The following is a 24,963-nucleotide window of genomic DNA, read 5'->3' on the forward strand; positions in this document are numbered from 1 at the left end:
GGATTAAAGATTAAGGATTAATCGGATACAAAAAGAAGCAATTGAACAAAAACAATAATTTTGTAGGCTTTGATACAATGATGAAAAAACTGATAATATATATTTTTCTTTTTTGCGCGGCGGTTGCAGCCCGGGCCGAACAAACCCGTTTTACCATGTCGGCACCAAGCGCCGTTGAAATGCGACAACAATTCAGGCTTAGCTTTCAAATTAACGACAGGGGAACAAATTTGCAGCTTCCTCCGGGATTAAGCGACAATTTCCAGATTTTAATGGGGCCGAGTACCAGTCAATCAACCAGTATTCAAACCATCAACGGGAAAACAACTTCCGAGGTAACGTTTTCGTACACCTATATTTTGCGTGCCAAAACAGAAGGAACTTTCGAAATTCGTCCGGGATCGATAGAAGTAAACGGAAAGGTTTTTGAATCCAATAAGCTGTCTATTCAGGTGGTAAAGGCACAGGCACAACCCAGGCAGTCGCAGGGAGGCGCTACACAACCACAACAAGGCGCATCGCAAAATGTGGAGCTCGACAAAGACAACCTGTTTGTTCGTGTTGATTTAAGCAAACGAAACGTTTACCGCGGAGAGCAAATTATTGCCACCGTTAAATTGTATGTAAATCCGAATGTTCCGGTGCATGGTTTTGATGAAGTAAACCTGCCCACTTACGAAGGTTTTTACACCCAGGACATTGATATTCCGCAGCAGATAAACTTCACCCGCGAGGTGTACAACGATAAAATTTACCAGGTTGGCACATTGAAAAAGACCATCCTTTTCCCGCAGCAAAACGGACGATTAACAATCGAGCCATTCAGTATGGCACTGTTGATTCGTGAGCGGGTAAAAGCACGCAGTTTCTTCGATGATTTCTTTGACAATTACCGTACAGTACGAGCACGCGTTACCAGCGATGCCGTTTCGGTGAATGTAAAAGACCTGCCAACCGAACCGGCCAATTTTATGGGCGGAGTGGGTAACTTTAATGTTTCGTCGGAGATTAGCAGTACCAATGTTACCACCAACGACGCGGTTACACTAACGATGAAAATATCGGGTAACGGAAATATCCGACTGGTTCGTTCGCCTGAACTGGAACTGCCAAGTGATTTTGAAGTGTACGACCCGCGTGCAACCGACAATGTACAGGCCAACGATAATGGCGTTTCGGGAAATAAAACCATTGAGTACCTTTTCCAGCCACGTTTTGAGGGCGACTATGAAATTCCACCGATCAGATTTGCGTATTTCAACCCAGCTACAGGAAAATACGAAACCAAATCGACTCAGGCTTACAAGCTGCACGTTGAAAAAGGAACCGAAGAGCAATCGACCACCGTTATCAGCTCGCGCCGTAAAGAAGACTTGCAATTGATCGGACAGGATATCCGCTTCATTAAATCAGGCAAACCGATGTTACAGGTAAAAGGACACACCTTCTACGGAAGTACCATCTTTTATCTGATCTACCTGATTAGTGCGCTGCTGTTTGTTGTACTGTATTTTGTGTACCGCAAAAAAGCCCGCGAAAATGCCAACATTGCACTGGTACGAAATAAAAAGGCCAACCGCGTTGCTGTTAAACGACTGAAAGCAGCTGCCGGTTATATGAAACACAACAACAACGAAGCTTTCCACGAAGCAATTTTAAAAGCTTTCTGGGGCTATTTGAGCGACAAACTGGGAATTCCGGTTGCCGACCTGAACCGCGAAAACGCAGTGGCAAAACTGCAGGACAGAAATGTTGCCGAGGAAGTAATTAAAGACTTTGAGGAAGTGGTTGACCAATGCGAATTTGCAAGATATGCTCCGGCTGGTGGATCAGAAGCACGCCATGATTTGTATAAGAAGGCTGAGACCACAATGAGCCGTTTTGAAAAACAAATTAAACGCTAGAACAATGAAAAGGATACTAATATTCATACTACTTATAGCTCCGTTTTTTAGTTTCGCACAGGAAACAAATGAGCAACTTTGGGAGAAAGCAAACGCTTATTACACCACCGAAGAATACCAACAGGCCGTTTCTGCCTACGAGCAGATTTTAGCTACCGGCGAAGAATCGGCTAAAGTCTATTTCAACCTGGGAAATGCCTATTTTAAAACCGGCGACATTAACAATGCCATTTTAAATTACGAACGTGCCAAAGTACTGGCTCCGCACGACGAAGACATTGCTTTTAACCTTCAGGTAGCCAACCAGTATGTGGTAACTCAAATAGAGGAATTGCCAAAACCGTTTTTCCTGCGCTGGAAAAATTCGGTAATCAATAAATACCCGGCCGATACCTGGGCAACCATCAGCATTGCGTCCTTTGTATTGTTCCTGTTGCTGCTCGGTGCTTTTTTCTTCAGCAAAACGGTTGCCGTAAAACGCCTGTCGTTTTGGGTGGGCATTTTCGCAGTGCTTTTGTCAGGTTTTGCGGTCTCTCACGCAGCACAGCAAAAAGCCAGAATCAATAACCGGAACACCGCCATCGTTTTCTGCCCGCGTGTTACGGTAAAAAGTTCGCCCAGCGAAACCGGCACCGACCTGTTCCTGATTTACGAAGGATTAAAACTGGAAATTACCGATCAGCTCGACAGCTGGACCGAAATAAAACTGGCCGACGGTAACCAGGGATGGCTCCCCGATTCTTGTATTGTGAGAATCTAGCCCCCCTTTTCTTCCTATCCCCCATTACTATAACTTACCTGTTAGTAAACAAAACGGTATTATTCTGCGTTGTTTAATTGCAAATCATACGCATATACTTTATTTTTAGAAGTACCTGAGTTATCAGACTGTTGAGATTTTAGTGCATTGCGATTTTGTTAGTAGGTTACAGTAGTAATGAACATGAAACCAGAATGTAGATGAGATTGTACAACGCCTGTTCAATAAAGATCTCGAAGGTTGTAACAGCCAGTTACAGCACCTCCTTTTCGTATGCCACGAGTTTGTTGAGTAAAGAACATCGGGATGCTATTTACAGCATTTACGGTTTTGTTCGTTTGGCCGATGAAATAGTGGACACTTTTCACGATAACGACAAAGCCTACCTGCTCAATAAATTTGACGAAGATTTTAAAGATGCCATGAAACGCGGCATCAGTCTGAATCCGGTTCTTCAGGCATTTCAGTACACCGTAAAAAAATACAATATCTCGCTGGCTCATGTCGATGCCTTTCTTACCAGCATGAGATATGATCTGGAGAAAAAAGAATACAAAACAAAACTTGAGGCTAACCAATACATTTACGGTTCGGCCGATGTAGTTGGTTTGATGTGTTTAAAAGTATTTTGCGATGGTGATCAGGAAAAATTCGACGAGCTGGTGACTCCTGCCATGAAACTTGGCTCTGCTTTTCAGAAAGTAAACTTTTTGCGCGACCTGCGTGAAGACACCGAAACCTTAGGCCGGACTTATTTTGCGGAATTATGCACCAAAGATTTCTGCGACGAAGAAAAGAAGCGCATTATAAAAGATATTGAAACCGATTTTGAAGCGGCTTACGAAGGCATTAAAATGCTGCCCGGAAAATCGAAACTGGCGGTGCTTTTGGCTTATAATTATTATCGCTTACTGCTAAATAAATTAAAAGAAACGCCGGCATCGGTAATTATGCAAAACAGGGTGCGCATTCCGAACTACAAAAAAATGCTGATCATGGTAAAAGCAAAAACACTCTATAATCTCAGACTCGTATGACGAACAACAACAAAATAGAAAAAGTTATCCTGGTTAACGAAAACGACAAGGTACTTGGAGAAATGGAAAAAATGGAGGCGCACGTAAAAGGGCTGCTCCATCGGGCCATTTCTGTGTTTATCGTCAATTCAAAAGGCGAATGGCTCATTCATCAGCGGGCCTTAAACAAGTATCACTCCAACGGGCTTTGGACCAATACCTGCTGCAGCCACCCCTTCCCCGGCGAAACCAGCATTGACGCAGCCAACCGCCGATTAATGCAAGAAATGGGAATGCAGGCGCCCTTACAGGAAATATTTGCTTTTACCTACAAAGAAGAGTTAGATAATCGGCTGACTGAACACGAACTCGACCGTGTTTTTATTGGTTTCAGCGATGATAAGCCGGAGCCAAATGCCGATGAAGTTTCCAGTTGGAAATACATCAACTTCGAAGAATTAAGAAAGGACATAAAGAACAATCCGGAGAACTACACCGTTTGGTTTAAAAAGATATACGAGCGCGTTGAAGAACATTTAAAAGTACAAACGTGAATATACTAATTGCCATAGCAGCCTTTTGTTTTATGGAGTTCGTTGCATGGTCGAACCATAAATTTGTGATGCATGGTTTTTTGTGGAAATGGCACCGCGATCATCATGTAAACGACCACAAAAAAAACGCCTCGCAAACCGAGTTGTACAAACCCGGCTTCGAAAAGAATGATTACTTTTTCCTCGTTTACGCCATTCCGGCAATCGTTGTTCTTATCGTTGGTTTCTTCTTTCATATCCCGGCACTAATTTCTTTGGGCATTGGAATTAGTTTGTACGGGCTGACCTACTTCGCCATTCACGATGTAATGATCCACCAACGGCTCAACATTCCGTTTTTAACCCATACAAAAAATAAATACCTCAGGGCCGTTCGCGAGGCACACCTGGCACATCATCGCGGAAAGAACATTCGCGATTTTGACAACTATGGATTACTGATTTTTCAATCTCGTTTTTTAAAGAAATAAATGTCATTGTACTTTATACTACTTACGGCTTCCGGCGCAGTGCCTTTGCTCCTCAGTTTCGATAAACGACTGCAGTTTTACAAACAGTGGAAATATGTTTTTTCTTCCATTCTGTTGGTGGCTTTGGTGTATATCATTTTCGATGTGAATTTTACAAACCGGGGAATTTGGGGTTTTAACCCGGAATATCTTTCCGGCATTTATTTGTTTTCGCTTCCTTTAGAAGAAATCCTGTTTTTTGTGGTTATTCCCTATGCCAGTATTTTCCTGCACGAATCTATCCGGGAATATTTTCCAAAGCTGGAAATACCCAAGTCAATAAATATGGCATTGACAATAGCACTAATTGTTTTGTGCGTATTAATAGCCGTTTTCAACATTGATAAAAGCTACACGTTTTACATTTCACTGAAACTCGCGGTTGCTTTGCTGCTGGCTTTACTTTTAAGCAGCAGAATTCCCCGTTCGTTTTTTATCACTTTCATCGTCATCCTTATTCCATTTTTGATCGTAAACGGAATTTTAACCGGATCGTATATCAATGGAGAAGTAGTATGGTACAACAACAACGAAAACCTGGGATTACGGGTTTTCACTATTCCTGTTGAAGATTTTGCCTATGCTTTTAGCATGATTTTATATAACTTTCTGCTTATTGAACAGCTAATAAAATGGAGGAGCAAATGATTAACATCAGAAACATAGCACAATCCTTCCGTTCGAATTTCAGCTACCTTGTGTCGATCATCATTATTTTTTATCTGGTAGGTTTTTCAGGACTCACCATGCCCTCAACCCGTCCGTTTTTCATCCACTTAACGCCTTTTGCTTTATTGCTGAGTAGCTTGGTCGTTGGCTTGTTTCACAGCAAATTTTCCGCAAAAACAATATTGGTCTTTATATTCATTTACGCAGCAAGTTTTATGGTTGAGTTGATTGGTGTAAACACCGGAAGTATTTTTGGCCACTACACATACGGTCACGGATTGGGCATAAAACTTTTTAACACGCCGCTTATTATCGGACTAAACTGGCTGCTGCTTGTTTATGTGTCGAACTCGGTAATGGAAAGAACCAACTGGAATCCCCTATTTAAAGTTTTTGGAGCATCATTTTTATTGCTGACCTACGATGTGCTTTTGGAACAAGTAGCGCCGAACCTTTCCATGTGGACGTTCAGCGAATCAGCAGTTCCGGTGCAAAACTACGTGGCCTGGTTTCTTTTGGCATTGCTTTTTTCACTGGTCATCAAGCTGTTGAAAATAAATACGAAAAACCGGATTGCACCGGTGGTTTTTGGAATTCAGGCTTTATTTTTTGCCGCCTTACTTTTAACTTTAAACTAAAACTTTGATCATAAAAGCAAAACATAATTTTGTCCTCGACCCGTTTTTCAGAAATTATGTACTCTGGAAAATGAAAAGACACTTTCAGTCGTTTACCATTAATGGCGCGGTACAGGATAAAAGCTTGCCAATTCTTTTGATTTGCAATCACGTGAGCTGGTGGGACGGAATATGGACTTTGTACACCAATCAGCAATTGTTTAAACGGAAATACCATTTTATGATGCTTGAAGAAGAACTTCGAAAAAACTGGTTTTTCCAATATACCGGTGGCTTTTCCATAACAAAACAATCGAAGTCAATTTTTGAAACCTTTGATTACACCGCCAAATTATTGTCGGATGCACAGAACCTGGTTTTGTTATTTCCACAGGGGAACATAAAAAGCATCTATCAAAACAAATTTGTGTTCGAGAAGGGAACTGAAAAGATTCTGCAACGCACAAAAAATGATATTCAGATCATTTTTCAGGCCAACCTCATCGATTATTTCGCCGATGCAAAACCAAATGCGTTTTTCAATCTGCATCATTACACCGGTGCCTGGAACGTTGATGAAATAGAAAACGCATACAACACTTTTTACGAACAGTGTTTGCAAACACAAGCTAAAAAAGAGATTTAACAATGATAATTGCAGCGTGGATCATATTCGGTTTTACGGCGACACAACTTGGTGTTGTTTTGCTGAATGCAATTTTCAGGCAGCCACTTCCCCCTTGCCCAAACGATTTTAGTCCGCTGGTTTCCATCCTTATTCCGGCGCGTAACGAAGAACAAAACATTGGCCGCCTGCTTAAGGATATCCAACAGCAGAAATGGCAAAATTTTGAGGTACTGGTTTTTAACGATCAATCGACGGATAAAACCGCTAAAATTGTTGAATCGTTCACAAAAACAGATCAGCGTTTTCAGCTATTCAATTCTGACGGACTACCAAACGGTTGGTTGGGGAAAAACTATGGTTGTTACCAATTAGCACTGGAAGCGAAAGGAAGTTACTTTTTGTTTCTGGATGCTGATGTTCGAATTTCGGGAGCAATAATCGCCGGAACAATTGCCAAAGTGCAACAACACAACTTAGGATTGTTATCCATTTTCCCCAAACAAATTATGCACACCTGGGGCGAATACCTCACGGTGCCGATAATGAATTTCATTCTGCTAAGTTTGTTGCCCTTGATTTTTGTACGGGTTATGCCCGTTTCGTCGATGGCAGCAGCAAACGGCCAGTTTATGCTGTTTGATGCCAAAATATATCGTGAAACACAACCGCATTACAACTTTCGGAATAACAAAGTGGAAGATATCTCAATAGCTCGTTTCTTCAAGCAAAATGGAATACAAATCGCTTGTCTGTCGGGAAATGCTTCAATTTCCTGTCGCATGTACAATTCGTTTAGCGACGCTGTAAACGGCTTCTCAAAAAATGTAATTATGTTCTTCGGGAACTCCGGGATAATGGCTGTTCTTTTTTGGCTAATTACCACACTGGGATTTATTCCCGTTCTTATTGCTTTGCCAACAGTACACATTTTTATCTATTTGTTCATGCTGGTTAGCATTCGTATTTTAATTAGTGTTATCAGCCATCAAAATCGGTTAAAAAATCTGCTGTTGGCAATTCCTCAACAAGTAGTGCTGGGTATTTTCATTATAAAAGCATTTCTCAATAAATCAAAAAAAGCCTACCAATGGAAAGGAAGAACGATATCATAATTACACTGCTTTTAGCCTTTTCCCTTTCGGGAAGTGCTTTTGCTTCGAACAAGGAAAAAATTTATGCGGCCTATATTAGCAATCGCATGATTGATTGGCAAATAGTGATCGATAGTATGGAGCAAAACAAAACAGGAAATGCGGCTTACCTCAGCGAACTGGTAAACTACCAATACGGTTACATTGGTTATTGTCTGGCTGAAGATGATGATAAGAAAGCCAAACATTACCTCGATCTGGCTGAAAACAACCTGGACATCTTGGAGAATAAAAACTTTGATCCGGCACTTGTGAATGCGTATGAAGCGGCTTTCTGGGGCTTTAAAATTGGCCTGTCGCCAATAAAGGCACCAATCTTTGGACGCAGGTGTATTAAAAATGCTGATCGGGCGCTGGAATTAAACAACCAACTCCCTTTTGCCCATGTGCAATATGGCAATGCGTATTTTTATATGCCGGCTGTTTTTGGCGGATCGAAACAAGTAGCCATCGAGCATTTTTTGCTGGCCATTAAGCAAATGGAGACTTCACCCGAAGAATTAAAGAACAATTGGAATTACCTGAGTTTACTGAGTTTAACCGCACAATCTTATGAAGAATTGAACGAATTTGGCAAAGCGCAGGTTATATACGAGAAAGCATTAAAATTTGAACCCAATTTTAAATGGATTAAAGACGAACTTTATCCTGACTTAAAAACAAAACTGAAACAACAATGAAGAAAAAGGTTTTGATAGTAGGTGCCGGAATCGGTGGACTGGCAACAGCAATTCGCCTGGTAAAAAACGGTTACAAAGTTGAAATGCTGGAAAAGAACGAACAAGCCGGCGGAAGGCTGAACCAGATAAAAAAAGATGGTTTTACTTTCGATACCGGTCCCAGTTTTTTCAGCATGTCATACGAATTTGAGGAGTTTGCCAAAGAATGTGGCATTCAGCTGCCGTTTGAATATGTGGAACTCGATCCGCTTTACACGGTAAATTTCAGAGGCGACGACAAAACCTATTTTTTGTATAAAGACATTGATAAACTGGCCGAACAATTTGCCGACATCGAACCCGATTTTAAAGAAAAGTTTGAGCGTTACATGGACAAAGCCGGTGCGCTTTTCCTCGACACCGTTGATATTGTAATCAAACAAAACTTCGACTCGCTGGCGGGTTATGTATGGGCATTAATGCGTGTAAACCCGGTGCATATTCCGGTATTGTTCAAAAGCTTCTGGAACCACGTTACAAAATACTTTTCGTCATCGCAGGCACAACAGATTATTTCGCTAGTGGCTTTTTTCCTCGGGCGTACACCTTTCGATACCATGGGAATCTACAGCCTGCTTTCGTACACCGAATTTAAACACGACGGCTACTACAACGTAAAAGGCGGAATGTATAAAATTATTGAAGGTTTTGTGGATGTGCTCAAAAAGGAAAACGTAAAAATCCTTTACAACACCGAAATAAAAGGATTCACAGAAAACAACGGAGTACTTCAATCGCTTACCGATCAAAACGGAAAAACGTGGTCGGCCGACAGTTACCTTATTAATTCGGATGCAGCCTGGTTCAGAGGGAATATTTTTAAACGTCCGGCTTATGCTCCCCCCAAACTCGACAAAATGAGCTGGACAATGGGCTACCTTACCTTTTACATCGGGCTAAAATGCAAACTACCACAGGTAAATCATCACAACTATTACCTGGGAACGAATTATAAAGACTATGCCGAAAATGTAATGAAGGACCCGGGGACATTACAGAAACCGTATTACTATGTAAATGTCCTCTCGAAACACAATAACGATTGCGCACCCGAAGGTTGCGAAAGCCTGTTTTTTGTTTGCCCGGTGCCTAACCTTTATTTCAAAAGAGACTGGTCGGATAAAGATCAGATCGTTGACAGTATTATTGAAGACTTCTCGGAACGGATTGGAACGAATATAAAAGACGAAATCGTATCGCGCACCATTTATACGCCACAAGTGTGGCAAAACCGCTTTAATTTACATCGCGGCGCCGGACTTGGCCTTTCGCACAACATGAACCAAATTGGCATAATGCGCCCGCGCAATATCGACGAGAAATACAAGAACGTTTTTTATGTTGGTGCCTCCACTGTTCCCGGCGCCGGAATTCCGATGGCTATAATCAGCTCAAAACTAGCTTTTAAGCGCATTCAGCAACATGTTTCATAACATAACACAATTCGGGTTATCAATGTAGCACAAAACCATAAATTAACACACTGAATATCAGACCGTAACAATTCATCCGATTCATTAATTCCACATATTGATATATATCAAATCTCCCCGGCTATGTTATGTGATTAAAATTACAAATAGAAAACTTATATTATGGTTTATTTATGTACGGTATATATCGATATCAGTGAACTGTAATAGTTAATTTCTATAGGAATTAAGTCAACTTTTCACGATATTTATTGTTAGTAAAAGCGACAAATAATACGTCGACAATATTCAAAAAAACTAAATATCTTATGTTTGATTTAGACCTAGTAAAAAAAGTGTATTCAGAACTCCCTGAGAAGGTGAAACAAGCCAAAGGAATTCTGAATAAGCCAATGACGTACGCAGAAAAAATTCTTTATTCTCACCTGTTTGCAGCGCAGGAATTAGCTGCCTTTAAACGAGGAGCAGATTATGTTGATTTTGCTCCCGACCGGGTAGCCATGCAGGACGCCACTGCGCAGATGGCATTACTTCAATTTATTAACTCAGGAAAAAAGCGGACAGCTGTGCCGTCAACCGTGCATTGCGATCACTTGATTCAGGCGCAGGTGGAAGGAAAAACCGACCTCTCTGTTTCAAAAACCGCTAATAAGGAAGTTTTTGATTTCCTCGAGTCCGTTTCGAATAAATACGGAATAGGATTCTGGAAACCGGGAGCCGGTATTATTCACCAGGTGGTTTTGGAAAATTATGCATTCCCGGGTGGAATGATGATTGGAACCGACTCGCACACCGTTAACGCGGGTGGACTGGGAATGGTTGCCATTGGAGTTGGCGGTGCCGATGCTGTTGATGTGATGGCAGGAATGGCCTGGGAGCTAAAAATGCCCAAAATGATCGGTGTAAAACTCACCGGGAAACTAAGTGGCTGGGCGGCTCCAAAAGATGTAATTCTTAAAGTGGCCGGAATCCTGACCGTAAAAGGTGGAACCGGGGCCATTATCGAATACTTTGGCGAAGGTGCAAAATCGCTTTCAGCAACCGGTAAAGGAACGATCTGTAATATGGGTGCTGAAGTAGGTGCTACCACAAGTATTTTTGCTTACGACGAAAGTATGGAGCGTTATTTACGCGCTACAGGTCGCGCAGAAGTTGCCGATCTGGCCAACGGTGTTAAAGAACACCTTGATGCCGATGATGAGGTTTATGCCAATCCTGAACAATATTACGACGAGCTGATCGAGATCAATCTTTCAGAACTGGAGCCACACGTAAACGGGCCATTTACTCCCGACCGTGCTACTCCTATCTCGAAAATGAAAGCTGAAGCCGAAGCCAATGGATGGCCAATGGATATATCGGTGGGATTGATCGGTAGTTGTACCAACTCATCGTACGAAGATATTTCGCGCGCTGCATCGATTGCCAAACAAGCCGAAGAAAAAGGTTTGATCGCAAAATCGGAATTTACCATTACTCCGGGATCGGAGCAAGTGCGTTACACCATCGAACGCGATGGATTTATTGATACTTTCGAAAAAATTGGCGGAAAAGTATTTGCCAATGCCTGTGGACCATGTATCGGTCAGTGGGCGCGCCCCGGAGCTGAAAAAGGAGAGAAAAACACGATTGTGCACTCGTTCAACCGTAACTTCTCGAAACGTGCCGACGGGAACCCGAATACCCACGCTTTTGTAACATCGCCCGAAATGGTAACAGCGCTGGCCATTGCCGGCAGGTTGGATTTTAATCCGGCTACCGACACGCTGACCAACAAAAACGGCGAAGAAGTAAAACTCGACCTTCCAACAGGCGAAGAATTGCCAAGCAAAGGCTTTGATGTAAAAGATCCCGGGTTCCAGGCTCCGGCAGCCGACGGTTCAAACGTTGTGGTGAATGTTGCCGACGACTCGAATCGTTTACAGCTTTTATCGCCTTTCGACAAATGGGACGGACAAAATATAACAGGTGCAAAACTGCTGATTAAAGCCGAAGGAAAATGTACCACCGACCACATTTCAATGGCCGGACCGTGGTTACGTTTCCGTGGTCACCTTGATAACATTTCGAATAACATGCTTATTGGTGCCGTTAACGCGTTTAATGGCGAAACCAACAAAGTGAAAAACCAGCTTACCGGCGAATACGATGCAGTTCCTGCCGTTCAGCGCCAGTACAAAGCTGAAGGAATTCCAACGATTGTGGTTGGCGATCATAACTATGGCGAAGGATCGTCGCGCGAGCATGCCGCCATGGAGCCTCGTCATTTGGGAGTAAAAGCGGTAATCGTTAAATCGTTTGCACGGATCCACGAAACCAACCTGAAAAAACAGGGAATGTTAGGATTGACGTTCGATAATGAAAGCGATTACGACTTGGTTCAGGAAGACGATACATTCAACTTTGTTGACCTGGTGGATTTTGCACCTGACAAACCACTTACTGTGGAGCTCGTTCATGCCGATGGATCGAAAGACACCATTAAAGTGAACCACACTTACAATGAGCAACAGATTGAGTGGTTTAAAGCCGGATCGGCATTGAATCTGATCAAAAAACAAAACGCGTGATAAGCATTGAAATGAAAACTTCGGCGTTGTTTCACAAATTTGAAATCCTCATCCCGATAGAATCGGGACTCCGGTATTCAAATTAGTTCACGCCTTGAATTTTCCTATTTCAATGATCATCACAGGAAAGATAATTAGCCCCGGGCTTCAGCCCGGGGTATAATACAAAATAGTACAAAAGGCGAATCCGGTACAGTTAAACAAATATTCAGGCCAACTATTCGCCGCATACTGAAAACATAAAAAGACATACAACAAAATAATTATAACCAGTAAATTAATTGATTACGACCATGCAAAAGATCAAAGTACAAAATCCGGTTGTCGAACTCGACGGTGATGAAATGACCCGGGTAATATGGGATTTCATCAAACAAAAACTCATTCTACCCTATCTTGATATCGATTTGAAATATTACGATTTGGGAATGGAAAGCCGCGATGCCACCGACGACCAAATAACTATAGACGCAGCCCACGCTATCCGGAAATATGGAGTTGGGGTAAAATGTGCCACCATTACACCCGATGAAGCCCGTGTGGAAGAATTCGGCCTGAAGAAAATGTGGAAGTCGCCAAACGGAACTATCCGCAACATTTTGGGAGGAACGGTTTTCCGCGAGCCGATCATGATTTCGAATATTCCGCGTTTGGTACCGGGGTGGAAACAGCCCATTTGTATCGGTCGTCACGCGTTTGGCGATCAGTATCGTGCTACCGATTTTCTCACCAAAGGAAAAGGTAAGTTAACGATTACGTTTACGCCGGAAGACGGCAGTGAACCGATCTCGCATGAAGTTTTCGATTTCGAAGGAAACGGACTGGCGATGGCTATGTACAACACCGATGAGTCGATTATTGGTTTTGCCCACTCGTGTATGAACCAGGCACTCGACAAAAAGTGGCCGCTGTATATGTCAACAAAAAATACCATCTTAAAAGCCTATGATGGTCGTTTTAAAGACCTGTTCCAGATGGTTTACGAGAACGAATACCGCGAGAAATTCGAAGCTGCCGGAATTTGGTACGAACACCGTTTGATCGACGATATGGTAGCTGCCGCCCTTAAATGGGAAGGCGGATTTGTTTGGGCCTGTAAAAACTACGATGGCGACGTACAGAGCGACACCGTTGCACAAGGTTTTGGTTCGTTGGGATTAATGACTTCAACATTGGTTACTCCCGACGGAAAAACCATGGAAGCCGAAGCAGCTCACGGAACGGTAACACGCCACTTCCGTCAGCACCAGCAGGGAAAACCAACATCAACGAATCCGATTGCATCGATTTTTGCATGGACACGAGGTTTGGCTTTCCGCGGTAAACTAGACGAAAACCAGGAACTGATTGATTTTGCACATGCACTGGAACAAGTTTGTATTGAAACCGTAGAATCGGGTAAAATGACCAAAGACCTGGCCTTGATTATTCACGGTAAAGAATTGCAAGAAGTGCACTATTTAACAACTGAGCAGTTTTTGGAAGCGTTGGACGAAAATTTACAGGCAAAGTTGAATTAACTGTCATTTCGAACGCAGAGAGAAATCTGTAGCTTCTGAGCGCTTATGAAACAGATTTCTCAGTCGTTACCTCCTTCGAAATGACAATGAAACATTACTGATATGACAGAAAAAACCAAAATAATCAACGGGAAGTTGGTAGTGCCGGATTATCCGACCATTCCGTTTATCGAGGGTGATGGAATCGGAAAGGATATCAGCCTGCCTTCGCAACGTGTAATCGATGCTGCAGTAGCTAAAGCCTACGGCGAATCGAAAAAGATTACCTGGAAAGAAGTATTGGCCGGCGAAAAAGCCTACCACGAAACCGGGAGTTACCTGCCCGACGAAACAATCGAAGCTTTTAAAGAGTACCTCATCGGTATAAAAGGCCCGCTGCAAACACCCGTTGGTGGTGGAATACGTTCGTTGAACGTGGCTTTGCGCCAAACGCTCGATTTGTACGTTTGCGTGCGCCCGGTGCGCTGGTTTAAAGGGGTGCCCTCGCCTATTCGTTACCCGTCGATGGTTGACATGCACATTTTCCGTGAAAACACCGAAGACATTTACGCCGGTATCGAATACATGATGGGCGAAGAAGAAACGAAAAAGTTTAGGGATTTTCTGCTTAACGAAATGGGTGTTGACCAGGTTCGTTTCCCCGAGTCGTCGTCGTTTGGAGTAAAACCCATCTCGAAAGACGGATCGGAGCGCTTAACACGTGCAGCTATCGAATATGCCATCGATCGCCAGTTGCCATCGGTTACCATTGTTCACAAAGGAAACATTATGAAATTTACCGAGGGTGCCTTTAAAAACTGGAGCTACGACCTGGCAGAAACTGAATTTGGCGAACAGACTTTTACCTGGCGACAATACGAAACCCTGAAAAAGGAGAAAGGCGAACTGGATGCTAAAAAAGCACTCGACGAAGCCCGCAAAGCCGGGAAAGTGATCGTTAAAGATTGTATCACCGATGCCTTTTTACAGGAGTCGTTATTGCACCCGTGGGATCATTCGGTAATTGCAACCATGAACCTGAACGGCGATTACGTATCGGATCAGCTGGCAGCAATGGTGGGTGGAATTGGAATTTCGCCGGGAGCAAATATCAACTACCAAAGTGGTTATGCCATTTTTGAGGCAACTCACGGAACAGCGCCTAATATTGCCGGAACCGGAAAAGCCAACCCGGGATCACTGATCCTGTCGGCGGTTATGATGTTGGAGTATATGGGATGGAACGAAGCAGCTGAGCACGTTTACGATGCAATGGAACACGTATTTGCTAAACGTAAGGTAACCAGCGATCTGCATGCGCAAATGGAGGGAGCTACTCTGCTAACAACGTCGGAGTTTGCCGATGCCATAATTAAGAATATGCATTAATAAATCAATAACAATAACAGATGGAATACATTAAGTACAGATTTTACCAGAAAGCGAATAAGTGCGCTAAGGAGTTCCAAAGACTCAAAAGTGAACATGCCGATGTGGTGCTCGGAGAAGTAAAACTCGGACAAGTATTAACCGGAATGAAAGGTATCCCCTTGCTGGTTACCGACACTTCAAAACTCGACCCGGAAGAGGGAATCCGTTTTAAAGGATATACCATTCCTGAATTGCAGCAAAAACTTCCAAAAATAAATCCGGATGGCGAACCCATCCCTGAAGGGCTGCTTTACCTGATGCTGATCGGCGAAATTCCATCGCAAGAAGATGCACTGAACCTGTCGCGCGACCTGGCAACACGTGCACACGTGCCGCAGCACACTTTCGATGTAATTGATGCGATGCCAAAAACATCGAAGCCAATGACACAGTTCAGTGCTGCGATCCTTTCTATGGCAACCGAGTCAACTTTCCAGAAGGCCTACCGCGCCGGTGTAAATAAAAAATATTTCTGGGATGCCACTTACGAAGACGTAATGAACCTGATTGCCCGTTTACCACGTGTGGCTGCCTATATTTACCGTCGTCAGTTCCACAACGGCAACCATATTGAGCCTAATCCTCGTTTAGACTGGGCCGGCAACCTGGCGCATATGATGGGTTTTGACTCGGAAGACATCCGTCGTTTGTTCCGCCTGTACATGATTATCCACGCCGACCACGAAGGAGGAAATGTATCAGCACACACAGCACACCTGGTAGGATCTGCGTTAAGCAATCCATACTACTGTTATTCGGCAGCCATGAACGGACTGGCAGGACCATTGCACGGTCTGGCAAACCAGGATGTAATTTTCTGGATTTTTGAAATGATTGAAGAACTGGATACCGACACACCTACCGACGAACAGGTAGCCGAGTATTGCAAAAACACACTGGAAAGTGGCCGCGTAATTCCGGGTTACGGACACGCTGTATTACGTAAAACCGACCCGCGTTTTACCGCACAACAGGAATTTGCCGACAAGTACATTAAAGACGATAAAATGGTAAACCTGGCCAACCAGTTGTACCGCGTAGTTCCTCCAATTCTGGGATCGGTAGGAAAAATCAAAAATCCATGGCCTAATGTTGATGCCTACAGCGGATCGTTGCTGTACCACTACGGCATTAAGGAATACACCTTCTATACCGTAATGTTTGGTGTATCGCGTGCATTGGGAGTACTGGCATCGTTGGTAAACGACCGTATTTACGGTATGCCGATTGAGCGCCCAACATCGCACCCGTTAAGCTGGTTTAAAGAACAAGCTGAAGGAAAAGGATCAGATTGCTAAGAGTTGCAACGAGATGATATTAAGAAAGCCGGTTTTACCGGCTTTTTTTGTTTATGAAGTTTGATTTGCTGCTTACTAATTGCACTCCGATTGGGAATTGGCACGAGCGAGGGGATGTAGCACCAACATAACTTACAATCCAATTTATTTAGTAAACCCTACATTCGGACTCAATTTCAACAGTTTAAATAAAATTTCCTATGTAACAAAAGCAAGCCCCAAAAAATCCGGCGGATTTGTAGGTACCCTGCCTCTTGTTGCTCGTCCTCCTTTTTTTTTTAAAGGAGGTGGCTCCGCAGGAGTCGGAGGATTCATTATGCAAAAACAAGTCAGATCAAACAATCCCCCTTTTATTCCCCCTTCGCCAAGGGGGACAAGCAGCCGCGTCCTCACTTTTTTTAAAGGAGGTGTACACACAACTATTTTAGAAAGTTCTGCTTTACAATCGACTTTTAATATGCGGCGCAAGGTAGGGTTGTATTTCAAAAACCGGTAGCAGTTGCGCCTTTGTCATTTTTCTCTTCTATCCCCGGGGTTGCGCTCCCTGCGGGTGCTTCCCCCGGGCTATTGATTACGCACCCTTGGTGCTTAAAGCCCCGAAGCGGGCGACAGGCAATAGCCCGGTGCGAGTGGCTGAGTTTACGAAGACACAAAGCGCCGGGTAAAAGATCGATAAAAAATCGTTCGGCGTCTAAAATTGATTAGAATTGGTCAGCTTGTTCCGAACGAAAAATCGTTGCAAAATCATTTGAAAATGGGAATATTTTACATTCTATTCCTTTGAAAATTTGAATCATCACCCTTACGGATGATGCTATAAAATGCCGGGGCTTTGCCCCTGTGACGAAACAGGGCCATCGGTCGGCAACAGTAAAGCGCTGTTCGTAAGGGCAACGACATGTTACCGATAGGCAGGGAGACCAAAAAACAAAAGGCTGCCCTCCGGAACAGCCTTTCGTTTTACTGGTATAGCGGCGGAATCACTCTTCCACCACCTCATCATCGGGTTCTTCGCCCGGCCTCGATACATAGCTCACACCCCACTCGCGTGCTAGTTTTCGGCGGTTGGGGGGTGTTTCTTTGCGGTAGTAAAATTCTACCTCATCGTAAATATCACGTATCAATTCGTCGATTTCTGGCAGCATATCCAGCACATCTTTGTTTTCGGCATCAAAAGCCTGCTTTTCGGCCGACTGTGCGCTGCTTAACTCATTGTATCGCATTAGTTCGGTCTGCACTTCGGCTGCCGACGGGTTACTCATAGGCACCGGGTCTGCGGCTTCGGGATCGGTCTGTTGTGTACGTTTCTGCTCGCCCATTATTAGGTTAAGTGCCCAGGTAGTAAGGTCTTGTTCGGTACTTAGTTTGGGCAGTTCGCTCTGGTTGGCATTCAATCCGTAGTACAAACGATCTGATGCACTAAACACACCCCGTTCAACAGCTAAATTAAAAACCTGGAAGAAATGCGACACGCAACGATGTAACACCACTTGCTGTGCATTTTCCACTTCGGAAGCCTCGGCTTGTTTGGCAAACTGCTCCTGCCGCTCGGCTATTTCCTGTCGAAAAGCCGGGTAAAGCGTGGTGAGCCGTGTTTGCGTTTCGGTACTTATCGCCCATTGATCGGCGGGCGTACTGGTGGCTTTTTCGCTGGTTTTTTCCAGCACTTTGGTTCTGTCGATAATAGAAACTGGCATACGTCGGTATGGCATAATTCATAAATTTTAGTCCCGGGGGTTATTCCGTTCTTGGAAAGTATCCGGGAGGATTAATACTATATTGAATTTTAATTCCGGAGGAATTTCATTTAAACAATAGTGAAAATCTTCGTTAAACGCCCCAAACATCAGTACCAATAGGGATTTCAGCAAGTGCGATAAGCACCATATTTTTGAGCAAACACTACTTATCGCATGCGAAAGGGAGCATTTCGTTAAGAATCTATTGCCTATCGCATGCGCAAGAGGCTGTTTTATTGAAAAACCATTGCCTATCGCATGCGATAGGGGCCACTCTTTGCAGAAAACACTGGTTATCGCATGCGATAGGCCCCTCTTTTTTGAAAAAACATGGGTTGCAGCATGCGAAAGGATGCATTTTTTTGAGAAAACACTGCCTGTCAACTGCGATAGCCTACATTTTTGCACAGCATTTCTGCAGTTTTCAGTTACCACAGGCAAGTAAAAACACACTGAATAGGCATATGTAATAGTTGTAAAATGCACTTGTGTTGTTTTGGTGAACAAAAGATACGAAAAATAATTTTATAGTTCACCAGGACAAGAGGGTGACGATTCTCCTTATGATAATCGATAATTATGTTGAAGCATCTTTGTTGCGTTCAGCCTGTTCTTTAATATTTTTCTCAACGCGTGCTTTCAATTCATCATTTTTCCGAATTAAGGCCTTTAATTTCGCCTCCTCTGCATCATCATTTGCATTTTTAAGCTTTTCCTTTAAAGCTTCCTGCTTTTTTTCTATTTCGTTGAGATAATCCTTTTTTATCTCCAGCTTTTCGGATTTAATCGCTTCATCAAAAATTAAATCTTCGGGAGACTTTTCATCTGGCTGCTCTTCTTTTTGTGTCACTTGCTTCGGAATAAAAACGGTTTCGTCGGCACGCCGCTGATTCATAAAAGTTGGCGATACAATTTCTATTCGTTCAGCATGAAGTTTATCCATTACCTTGGCATTTAGCAGCGAACTGGTACTAAAATATTTGCTACTGTCTTCCAAAAATCCATGAACTTTGTAAACCACCGAGAAATCGCCCAAACCGGTTATATAAACATACGGATCGCTTAGTCCGATAGATGTTGCTGCCTCTTTTAATGCTTTTTCAACTTGTTTGCGCGAAATATCGTAGCCCAACGACACCGATGCAGAAATAACCGTGTTTGTTTTTCGGGTTATCTTAACCGGATTATTGGCCATATACAAATTGGGGATGGTAATAAAATTGCTGTCTTCCAATTGTATCTCGGTGTGAAAAATACTTTTACGAATTACCCGCCCGTGAAAGTCGCCCACCTTTATTAAGTCGCCATTCCGAAAACGATTCATCGAATTATTCATAACTCCTGCCATAAGGTTTCCTAAAACGGTGGTTGAGCTTAAGGCAATTCCGGCACTGATAATAATACCGAGGAAAGCTATTATTTGTCCTTTCAGCGATTTATCGATGGGCAAAACAAGAATAAATGCCAACACGCCAACAAAAACCACAAAAAACGAAATGGCGCGTTTTACAATACTTTCGCCTGATGCAGCGGCTTTAAACTTTTTAAACAGCCACGAGTTTACAACCAGTAGAACGATTATAAGAACGAGTACAATGCCTGGCTGAATTAGTGAATCGAATATTTTGTTTATGTTTTCCATGTTATTGCAAGCTATAAAATCGATAGGCAAAACATTACAAATTGCTTTTTCATTTGGTATCGAAAAAACAAAAACGCTTCAAATTTAGTAACAACCTGTTATCCGGGCTGTTCAAATAGCGAAGTACTGTTTTACAATTCTGGTCAACTCCTCGGATTGAATTGGTTTTGTAATAAAATCGGTACATCCCGCTTCGGCAGCTTTTTCCCTGTCGGACGAAAAAGCATAAGCCGTTTGTGCTATAATTACTACCTCACTATTAAATTCTCTTATATGGCGCACTGCGTCGTAACCATTCATTTCCGGCATACGGATATCCATAAAAATAATATCGATATCATTATTATTCCGACAATGTTCTACCGCCTCTACCCCTGTTTTTGCTTCCAATATTTCTTTACTAAAGTTTTTAACCAGGAGCGATAGAAACTGGCAAGAGGTTTCATCATCTTCAGCAATAAGAATTTTCAATTTGTTATCCTTTGGTTTTTCCTGCTGCATATTATTAGCTGTTTGTCCGTTATTATAAGCGCCATTGGCTCCATCCTGTTTTACGGGTAACGAGAAATAAAATGTTGAGCCTAACCCTTCTTCACTCTCCACTCTAATTTCTCCACCCAGCATTTTGGCGTATGATTTAGAAATTGCAAGTCCCAGGCCGGAGCCCTCAAATACCCGGGTATCTTCAATATCGGCCTGAATAAATCGTTCAAAAATGGCGTTCAACCGGTGTTTCGGAATACCAATACCTGTATCTTCCACGTAAAATTCAATCGCCGATCCGGTTTCTCTGCAGCCTATTTTAATGGTTCCCTTTTGGGTGTACTTTATGGCATTTTTAATAAAATTAGTGAAAATGGAGTCCAGTTTATTTTTGTCGGTAAAAAGGTATCTTCTTTCGTTTGGTAACAACTGTTGTAACAGTAGCATTATGCCCTTATCCCGGGCTTCGGGTTCGAAAAAGAGGATCAGTTCTTTCACCGTTTCATTTATATCAATTTGTTCTGAATGAACGTTAACAATCCCTGCTTCAATTTTCGATATTTCCACAATATCATTCACCGTACTTAACATACGTTGCCCGCTTTTATGCACAATTTTAATAAAATGTTCTTTTTCGGCATCGTTTAAATTCGGGGTTAAAAGTAAATCGGTAAACCCCAGAATCCCATTCATCGGGGTGCGTATTTCGTGGCTCATATTTGCCAGAAAGGCTGATTTTAGCTTGTCGCTTTGCTCTGCTTGTTCTTTTGCAATAACCAATTCGGTATTGTTTTGCTCCAGTTGAGCGATTAACTTTTTATCGTTCGAAATGTCTTGCACAATAGCAATATGGGTTTGTACGCCGGCTTCAGAAACCAATAAAGGTACAACCGTTAACTGAACGTGTACCGTTTTGCCTTGCTTTGAGATATAACGTTTTTCCAGGTCGTAATAAGAAATTTCCCGATTTCTCAGCTTTTTCATGCTCAGTAAATCTACTTCCAGGTCATCGGGGTGCGTTATTTGCATAAAATCCATGGTACTCATTTCGGCTTTAGAATACCCGATCATATCGCAATTGCTCTGATTAATTTTCAGGTACTTCCCGGTACGACTATCAACCAGCGCTATTCCGATGGGGGCATTATCAAATATGGTTTCGAACAGGCGTTGATTGCTTTCCGCATTTTCTTTGGCAATCTCCATATCGTTAATAAATTTCTTCCGCTCGGTAATATCTTCCTTTAATGCTACATAGTTTATTATCTCATTTTTTTCGTTTCTTATTGGCGAGATATAGGCCGATTCCCAATACAACTCACCGTTTTTCTTTTTGTTATGAAATTCCCCCTTCCAGGCTACACCTGAAGAAATGGCTTGCCATAATGTTTCGTACTCGCTGTCGGGCGTTTCGCCCGATTTCATAATACTGGGGTTTTTACCAATTAATTCTTCGTATGTATAGCCGCTTACTTCCTGCAATTTTGGATTAACATATTCGATATTGCCGTTTAAATCGGTAATAATTATCGACACCGGACTCTGCTTAACGACGTGCATGAGTTTTAGCATCTCTTTTTCTGTTCTTTTGCGTTCGGTTATATCGCTAATAAGAACATGTCTGGCATTTCTATCATTAAACACAATTGAATGCGAGGTAATTTCCACATCAATAATTTCGCCGTTCTTTTTAAGATGCCTCCATTCTCCGGCCCCATTCAGTTCTGCACTAGTATTTTTCACATCCTCCAAAAGAGCCGGGATATCTTCTTTAGGCCTGATGTCCTTTAGCGTCATCGAAAGGAATTCGCCTTTTGTGTAGCCATAATGTTTTACTGCTGCTTTGTTTACTTCTAAAATTGCGAGTGTATTTAAATCGTATATCCACATGGGTTGTGGATTGTGAGCAAACAATAAGCGGTATCTTTCTTCGCTTTTTAACAGTTCGCGCTGTACCTTTTTTTGCGGAGTAACGTCCCACATGTAGCCCACAAATTCGGTTAGTTCTCCCGAATCGTCGAATAATCCTATAACATTTTCAATAACTTCAACTTTCGATCCATCGCGGGCTTTCAAAGTAAGCTCGTTATTGTGTAGTTTTCTATTTTCGCGAAGTTGGGCAATAAAAGTTTCCCGGTTAGCGAGGGTAAAATATAGTTCTGAAGTATTTAATTTATAAAGCTCCTCCTTACTTTCGTACTTTAACATTTTAACAAAAGCATCGTTACACATCAGTATCTTCCCATCGAGTGTTACGTGATAGTTTCCGGTTAGATCTTCTTCAAAAAACCGGCGGTATTTTTCTTCGCTTTTCTTAAGTTTTCTTTCTGTATTTTTTTGTTGTGTTATATCAACAATATACCCTCTAATCTTTTCTAATTCATTGTTGCGGTTATATATACCTATTGAATTTACCATTGCATAAATGGTTCGTCCGTTTTTTGAAACTAGCTCCAGTTCGCGGTTCTCGATTTTACGCTGTTGTTTTAGCTCCTGAACCATTTCTTCCCTGAGTTTGGGGTTTTTATACAGGTTTGCTATATCAAACTGTTCGGCTTCTGATTTCGATTCGAAGCCAAATAAATTTAAAAACGTTTTATTACAACTCACTATTTCGCCCGATTGGGAGACCACGTAATCGGCCGATATATCGTTATGAAAGTATTGTTCCAGGTTTGTTTTACTTTGCAGCAACTGATCTTCGGCTTGTTTACGCTCTGTTATATCCAACATCGACACCACACTCGTTCCGGTTCCGGTAATCATGTTAATGTTTAGCATAACATCTCGTTTACCTCCCTTGCTGTTTAGCAATTTTACTTCGTATTTTCGAGGAGCCAACTCCGGATTCTCCCGCCTTAACCGATGATTTTCCATCATCAGCTCAAAGCTCTCAGGCGCAACAAACCGGGTCCATTTATGCCCGGCAAGCTGATTAGGATCGTAGCCAAACATATCAAAACACTCATTGTTCGCCATTAAAATAGTGGTATCTTCTCCTACTATTAAAGTAGCTGTTCCGGTTGTTTCAAAAATGGCTTTGTATCGCGCTTCACTTTCTCGTAGTTCCTGCTCGGCTTGTTTACGTTTTGTAATATCCTGAAATGCACCCTGTATTTTAACTATTTTCCCTTTTTTGTTGCGCACAGCTTCGCCCAGCGTTCGCACCCAAACCCGTTTCCCGCTTGAAGTGATTATTTCCATCTCTTCATCGTAGGGAATACCTTGCTGCACACATTTTGTAAAAGCTTCTGTTATTTTATCGCGCCATTCGGGGGCATAAAAATTAGTTCCATCTTCAACCAATGGAGCATAACCGGCAGGCATTTCGTGTATGGCTGCTACCTCATCCGACCAATATACCCTGTTTTCACTCAGTATTACATTCCATCCTCCCATTTTTGTCTGTTCTCCGGCAATACGTATCAGGTCAAAATTTTCTTTCTGCTTCCGAATTGCATTTTTATAATCGCTTATATTGCGTACGGTGTTAAAAAGGTATTCCTCGCCATTTATAACGAGTTTATCGCTGTTGCTTTCGTAATAAGCTTTTTCTCCCGTTTTGGAGTATAATACAATGTCATGATGATGCAAAGCACCATCTTCTCTAATCTTTTCGTGCAGTTGTTTTCGTTCTTTTACATTAGGATTTATACCGAGCTGAACCGAAGTTTTACCAAGCACCTCTTTTTTGGAGAATCCGAACTCTCGCTCAAAAGCCTCATTTACGTCAACAATTACCCCATCGGTTAGCCTGGTTACAATTGCCGGGAATACTGATTTCCTGAACAGAACAGCAAACCTCTGTTCGCTTTCGTTCAGCTTTTTTTCGATATGCTTTTGTTGACTGATGCTTTTTTCCAATTTTCGCTTTAGTTCATCGTAATCACGACGAAGTTGTTCCAATTGGTTTGCGGGATTGCTATTGGTGTTATGCAATTCCATATTCTGTTTTTTATAAAAATAGCAAATTTCTAAAACTAATTAAGTTATGAATAACATATTTCCGAAGAGAGAAACAGGCCATGTATCCCTATTAACATAAGCAGTTGTCCGGTTAAAATAATTACAGATAAACAGATTACTTCACTTCGTTTTCAATGACTTTATTGTTTTTGGTTCTTTTGGGGAAGAAGCTCGCAACAGCGTAAGTGCAGGAATTATTTACAAAAAAAAGAAATTGTACAACGAATTAATCAGGATCGAGTAGGAGGAAAATAAAATAGTTTTCCTCCTACTTTATTTCCCGACCTCTCACACCACCGTACGTACGGTTCTCGTATACGGCGGTTCCTTAATTAACAACTTCTTACCTTACGATAACAATCCGAAAAGAAAACG

Annotated in this window: 18 protein-coding genes; 15 read left to right on the top strand and 3 right to left on the bottom strand. The window is 42.3% G+C overall.

The window, feature by feature from the left end:
* Window positions 1-41 precede the first annotated feature (41 nt).
* The 15 genes from BMW53_RS16045 to BMW53_RS16115 all read left to right on the top strand — a co-directional run bounded on the left by BMW53_RS16045 (window position 42) and on the right by BMW53_RS16115 (window position 16,758).
* On the top strand, window positions 42-1,904 hold the full coding sequence (locus tag BMW53_RS16045; protein WP_139178209.1) for an aerotolerance protein BatD: 1,863 nt from the start codon (window positions 42-44) through the stop codon (window positions 1,902-1,904).
* 4 nt (window positions 1,905-1,908) lie between these two features.
* On the top strand, window positions 1,909-2,664 hold the full coding sequence (locus BMW53_RS16050) for a tetratricopeptide repeat protein (RefSeq protein ID WP_083404960.1): 756 nt from the start codon (window positions 1,909-1,911) through the stop codon (window positions 2,662-2,664).
* Between the two features lie 200 nt (window positions 2,665-2,864).
* On the top strand, window positions 2,865-3,701 hold the full coding sequence (locus BMW53_RS16055) for a phytoene/squalene synthase family protein (protein ID WP_038559494.1): 837 nt from the start codon (window positions 2,865-2,867) through the stop codon (window positions 3,699-3,701).
* Window positions 3,698-4,234: an isopentenyl-diphosphate Delta-isomerase gene (gene idi, locus BMW53_RS16060; protein ID WP_038559491.1), complete on the top strand. Its 537-nt coding sequence runs from the start codon at window positions 3,698-3,700 to the stop codon at window positions 4,232-4,234. The genes BMW53_RS16055 and idi overlap by 4 nt, the downstream gene beginning before the upstream one ends.
* Window positions 4,231-4,704 (top strand): sterol desaturase family protein, encoded by a 474-nt coding sequence (locus BMW53_RS16065; protein ID WP_217642967.1) that lies wholly within the window; start codon window positions 4,231-4,233, stop codon window positions 4,702-4,704. Before idi ends, BMW53_RS16065 begins: the two co-directional genes overlap by 4 nt.
* A complete protein-coding gene (locus BMW53_RS16070) occupies window positions 4,705-5,391 on the top strand; it encodes a lycopene cyclase domain-containing protein (RefSeq protein ID WP_038559488.1) in 687 nt (228 codons plus the stop codon).
* Window positions 5,388-6,050, top strand: coding sequence for a carotenoid biosynthesis protein (locus BMW53_RS16075; RefSeq protein ID WP_168136416.1), 663 nt, complete (start codon window positions 5,388-5,390; stop codon window positions 6,048-6,050). Before BMW53_RS16070 ends, BMW53_RS16075 begins: the two co-directional genes overlap by 4 nt.
* Window positions 6,051-6,120: 70 nt before the next feature.
* Complete coding sequence (locus BMW53_RS16080) at window positions 6,121-6,675, top strand: 1-acyl-sn-glycerol-3-phosphate acyltransferase (protein WP_038559482.1); 555 nt, start codon at window positions 6,121-6,123, stop codon at window positions 6,673-6,675.
* A gap of 2 nt (window positions 6,676-6,677) precedes the next feature.
* The gene (locus BMW53_RS16085; protein ID WP_051567869.1) at window positions 6,678-7,769 is read left to right on the top strand and encodes a glycosyltransferase family 2 protein; all 1,092 of its coding nucleotides are present in this window, start codon (window positions 6,678-6,680) and stop codon (window positions 7,767-7,769) included.
* Window positions 7,745-8,488: a hypothetical protein gene (locus tag BMW53_RS16090; RefSeq protein WP_038559479.1), complete on the top strand. Its 744-nt coding sequence runs from the start codon at window positions 7,745-7,747 to the stop codon at window positions 8,486-8,488. The genes BMW53_RS16085 and BMW53_RS16090 overlap by 25 nt, the downstream gene beginning before the upstream one ends.
* Window positions 8,485-9,960, top strand: coding sequence for a phytoene desaturase family protein (locus BMW53_RS16095; RefSeq protein ID WP_038559477.1), 1,476 nt, complete (start codon window positions 8,485-8,487; stop codon window positions 9,958-9,960). The genes BMW53_RS16090 and BMW53_RS16095 overlap by 4 nt, the downstream gene beginning before the upstream one ends.
* A 308-nt stretch (window positions 9,961-10,268) precedes the next feature.
* Window positions 10,269-12,530, top strand: coding sequence for an aconitate hydratase (locus BMW53_RS16100; RefSeq protein ID WP_038559474.1), 2,262 nt, complete (start codon window positions 10,269-10,271; stop codon window positions 12,528-12,530).
* A 293-nt stretch (window positions 12,531-12,823) separates the two neighbouring features.
* Window positions 12,824-14,050, top strand: coding sequence for an isocitrate dehydrogenase (NADP(+)) (locus BMW53_RS16105; protein WP_038559471.1), 1,227 nt, complete (start codon window positions 12,824-12,826; stop codon window positions 14,048-14,050).
* Window positions 14,051-14,152: 102 nt separating this feature from the next.
* Window positions 14,153-15,418, top strand: coding sequence for an NADP-dependent isocitrate dehydrogenase (gene icd, locus BMW53_RS16110; protein WP_038559468.1), 1,266 nt, complete (start codon window positions 14,153-14,155; stop codon window positions 15,416-15,418).
* 20 nt (window positions 15,419-15,438) lie between these two features.
* Complete coding sequence (locus BMW53_RS16115; RefSeq protein WP_038559465.1) at window positions 15,439-16,758, top strand: citrate (Si)-synthase; 1,320 nt, start codon at window positions 15,439-15,441, stop codon at window positions 16,756-16,758.
* A 980-nt stretch (window positions 16,759-17,738) separates the two neighbouring features.
* Here the strand turns inward: BMW53_RS16115 and BMW53_RS16125 are convergent.
* The 3 genes from BMW53_RS16125 to BMW53_RS16135 all read right to left on the bottom strand — a co-directional run bounded on the left by BMW53_RS16125 (window position 17,739) and on the right by BMW53_RS16135 (window position 24,567).
* Window positions 17,739-18,470 (bottom strand): hypothetical protein, encoded by a 732-nt coding sequence (locus BMW53_RS16125; protein ID WP_139178211.1) that lies wholly within the window; start codon window positions 18,468-18,470, stop codon window positions 17,739-17,741.
* Between the two features lie 604 nt (window positions 18,471-19,074).
* Window positions 19,075-20,139, bottom strand: coding sequence for a mechanosensitive ion channel family protein (locus tag BMW53_RS16130; RefSeq protein ID WP_051567868.1), 1,065 nt, complete (start codon window positions 20,137-20,139; stop codon window positions 19,075-19,077).
* A gap of 111 nt (window positions 20,140-20,250) precedes the next feature.
* Entirely contained in the window at window positions 20,251-24,567 is a 4,317-nt protein-coding gene (locus BMW53_RS16135) for a PAS domain S-box protein (RefSeq protein WP_074780970.1), read from the bottom strand.
* Window positions 24,568-24,963: the final 396 nt, after the last annotated feature.

This window comes from Draconibacterium orientale (assembly GCF_900111425.1).
Classification (GTDB): Bacteria; Bacteroidota; Bacteroidia; order Bacteroidales; family Prolixibacteraceae; genus Draconibacterium; species Draconibacterium orientale.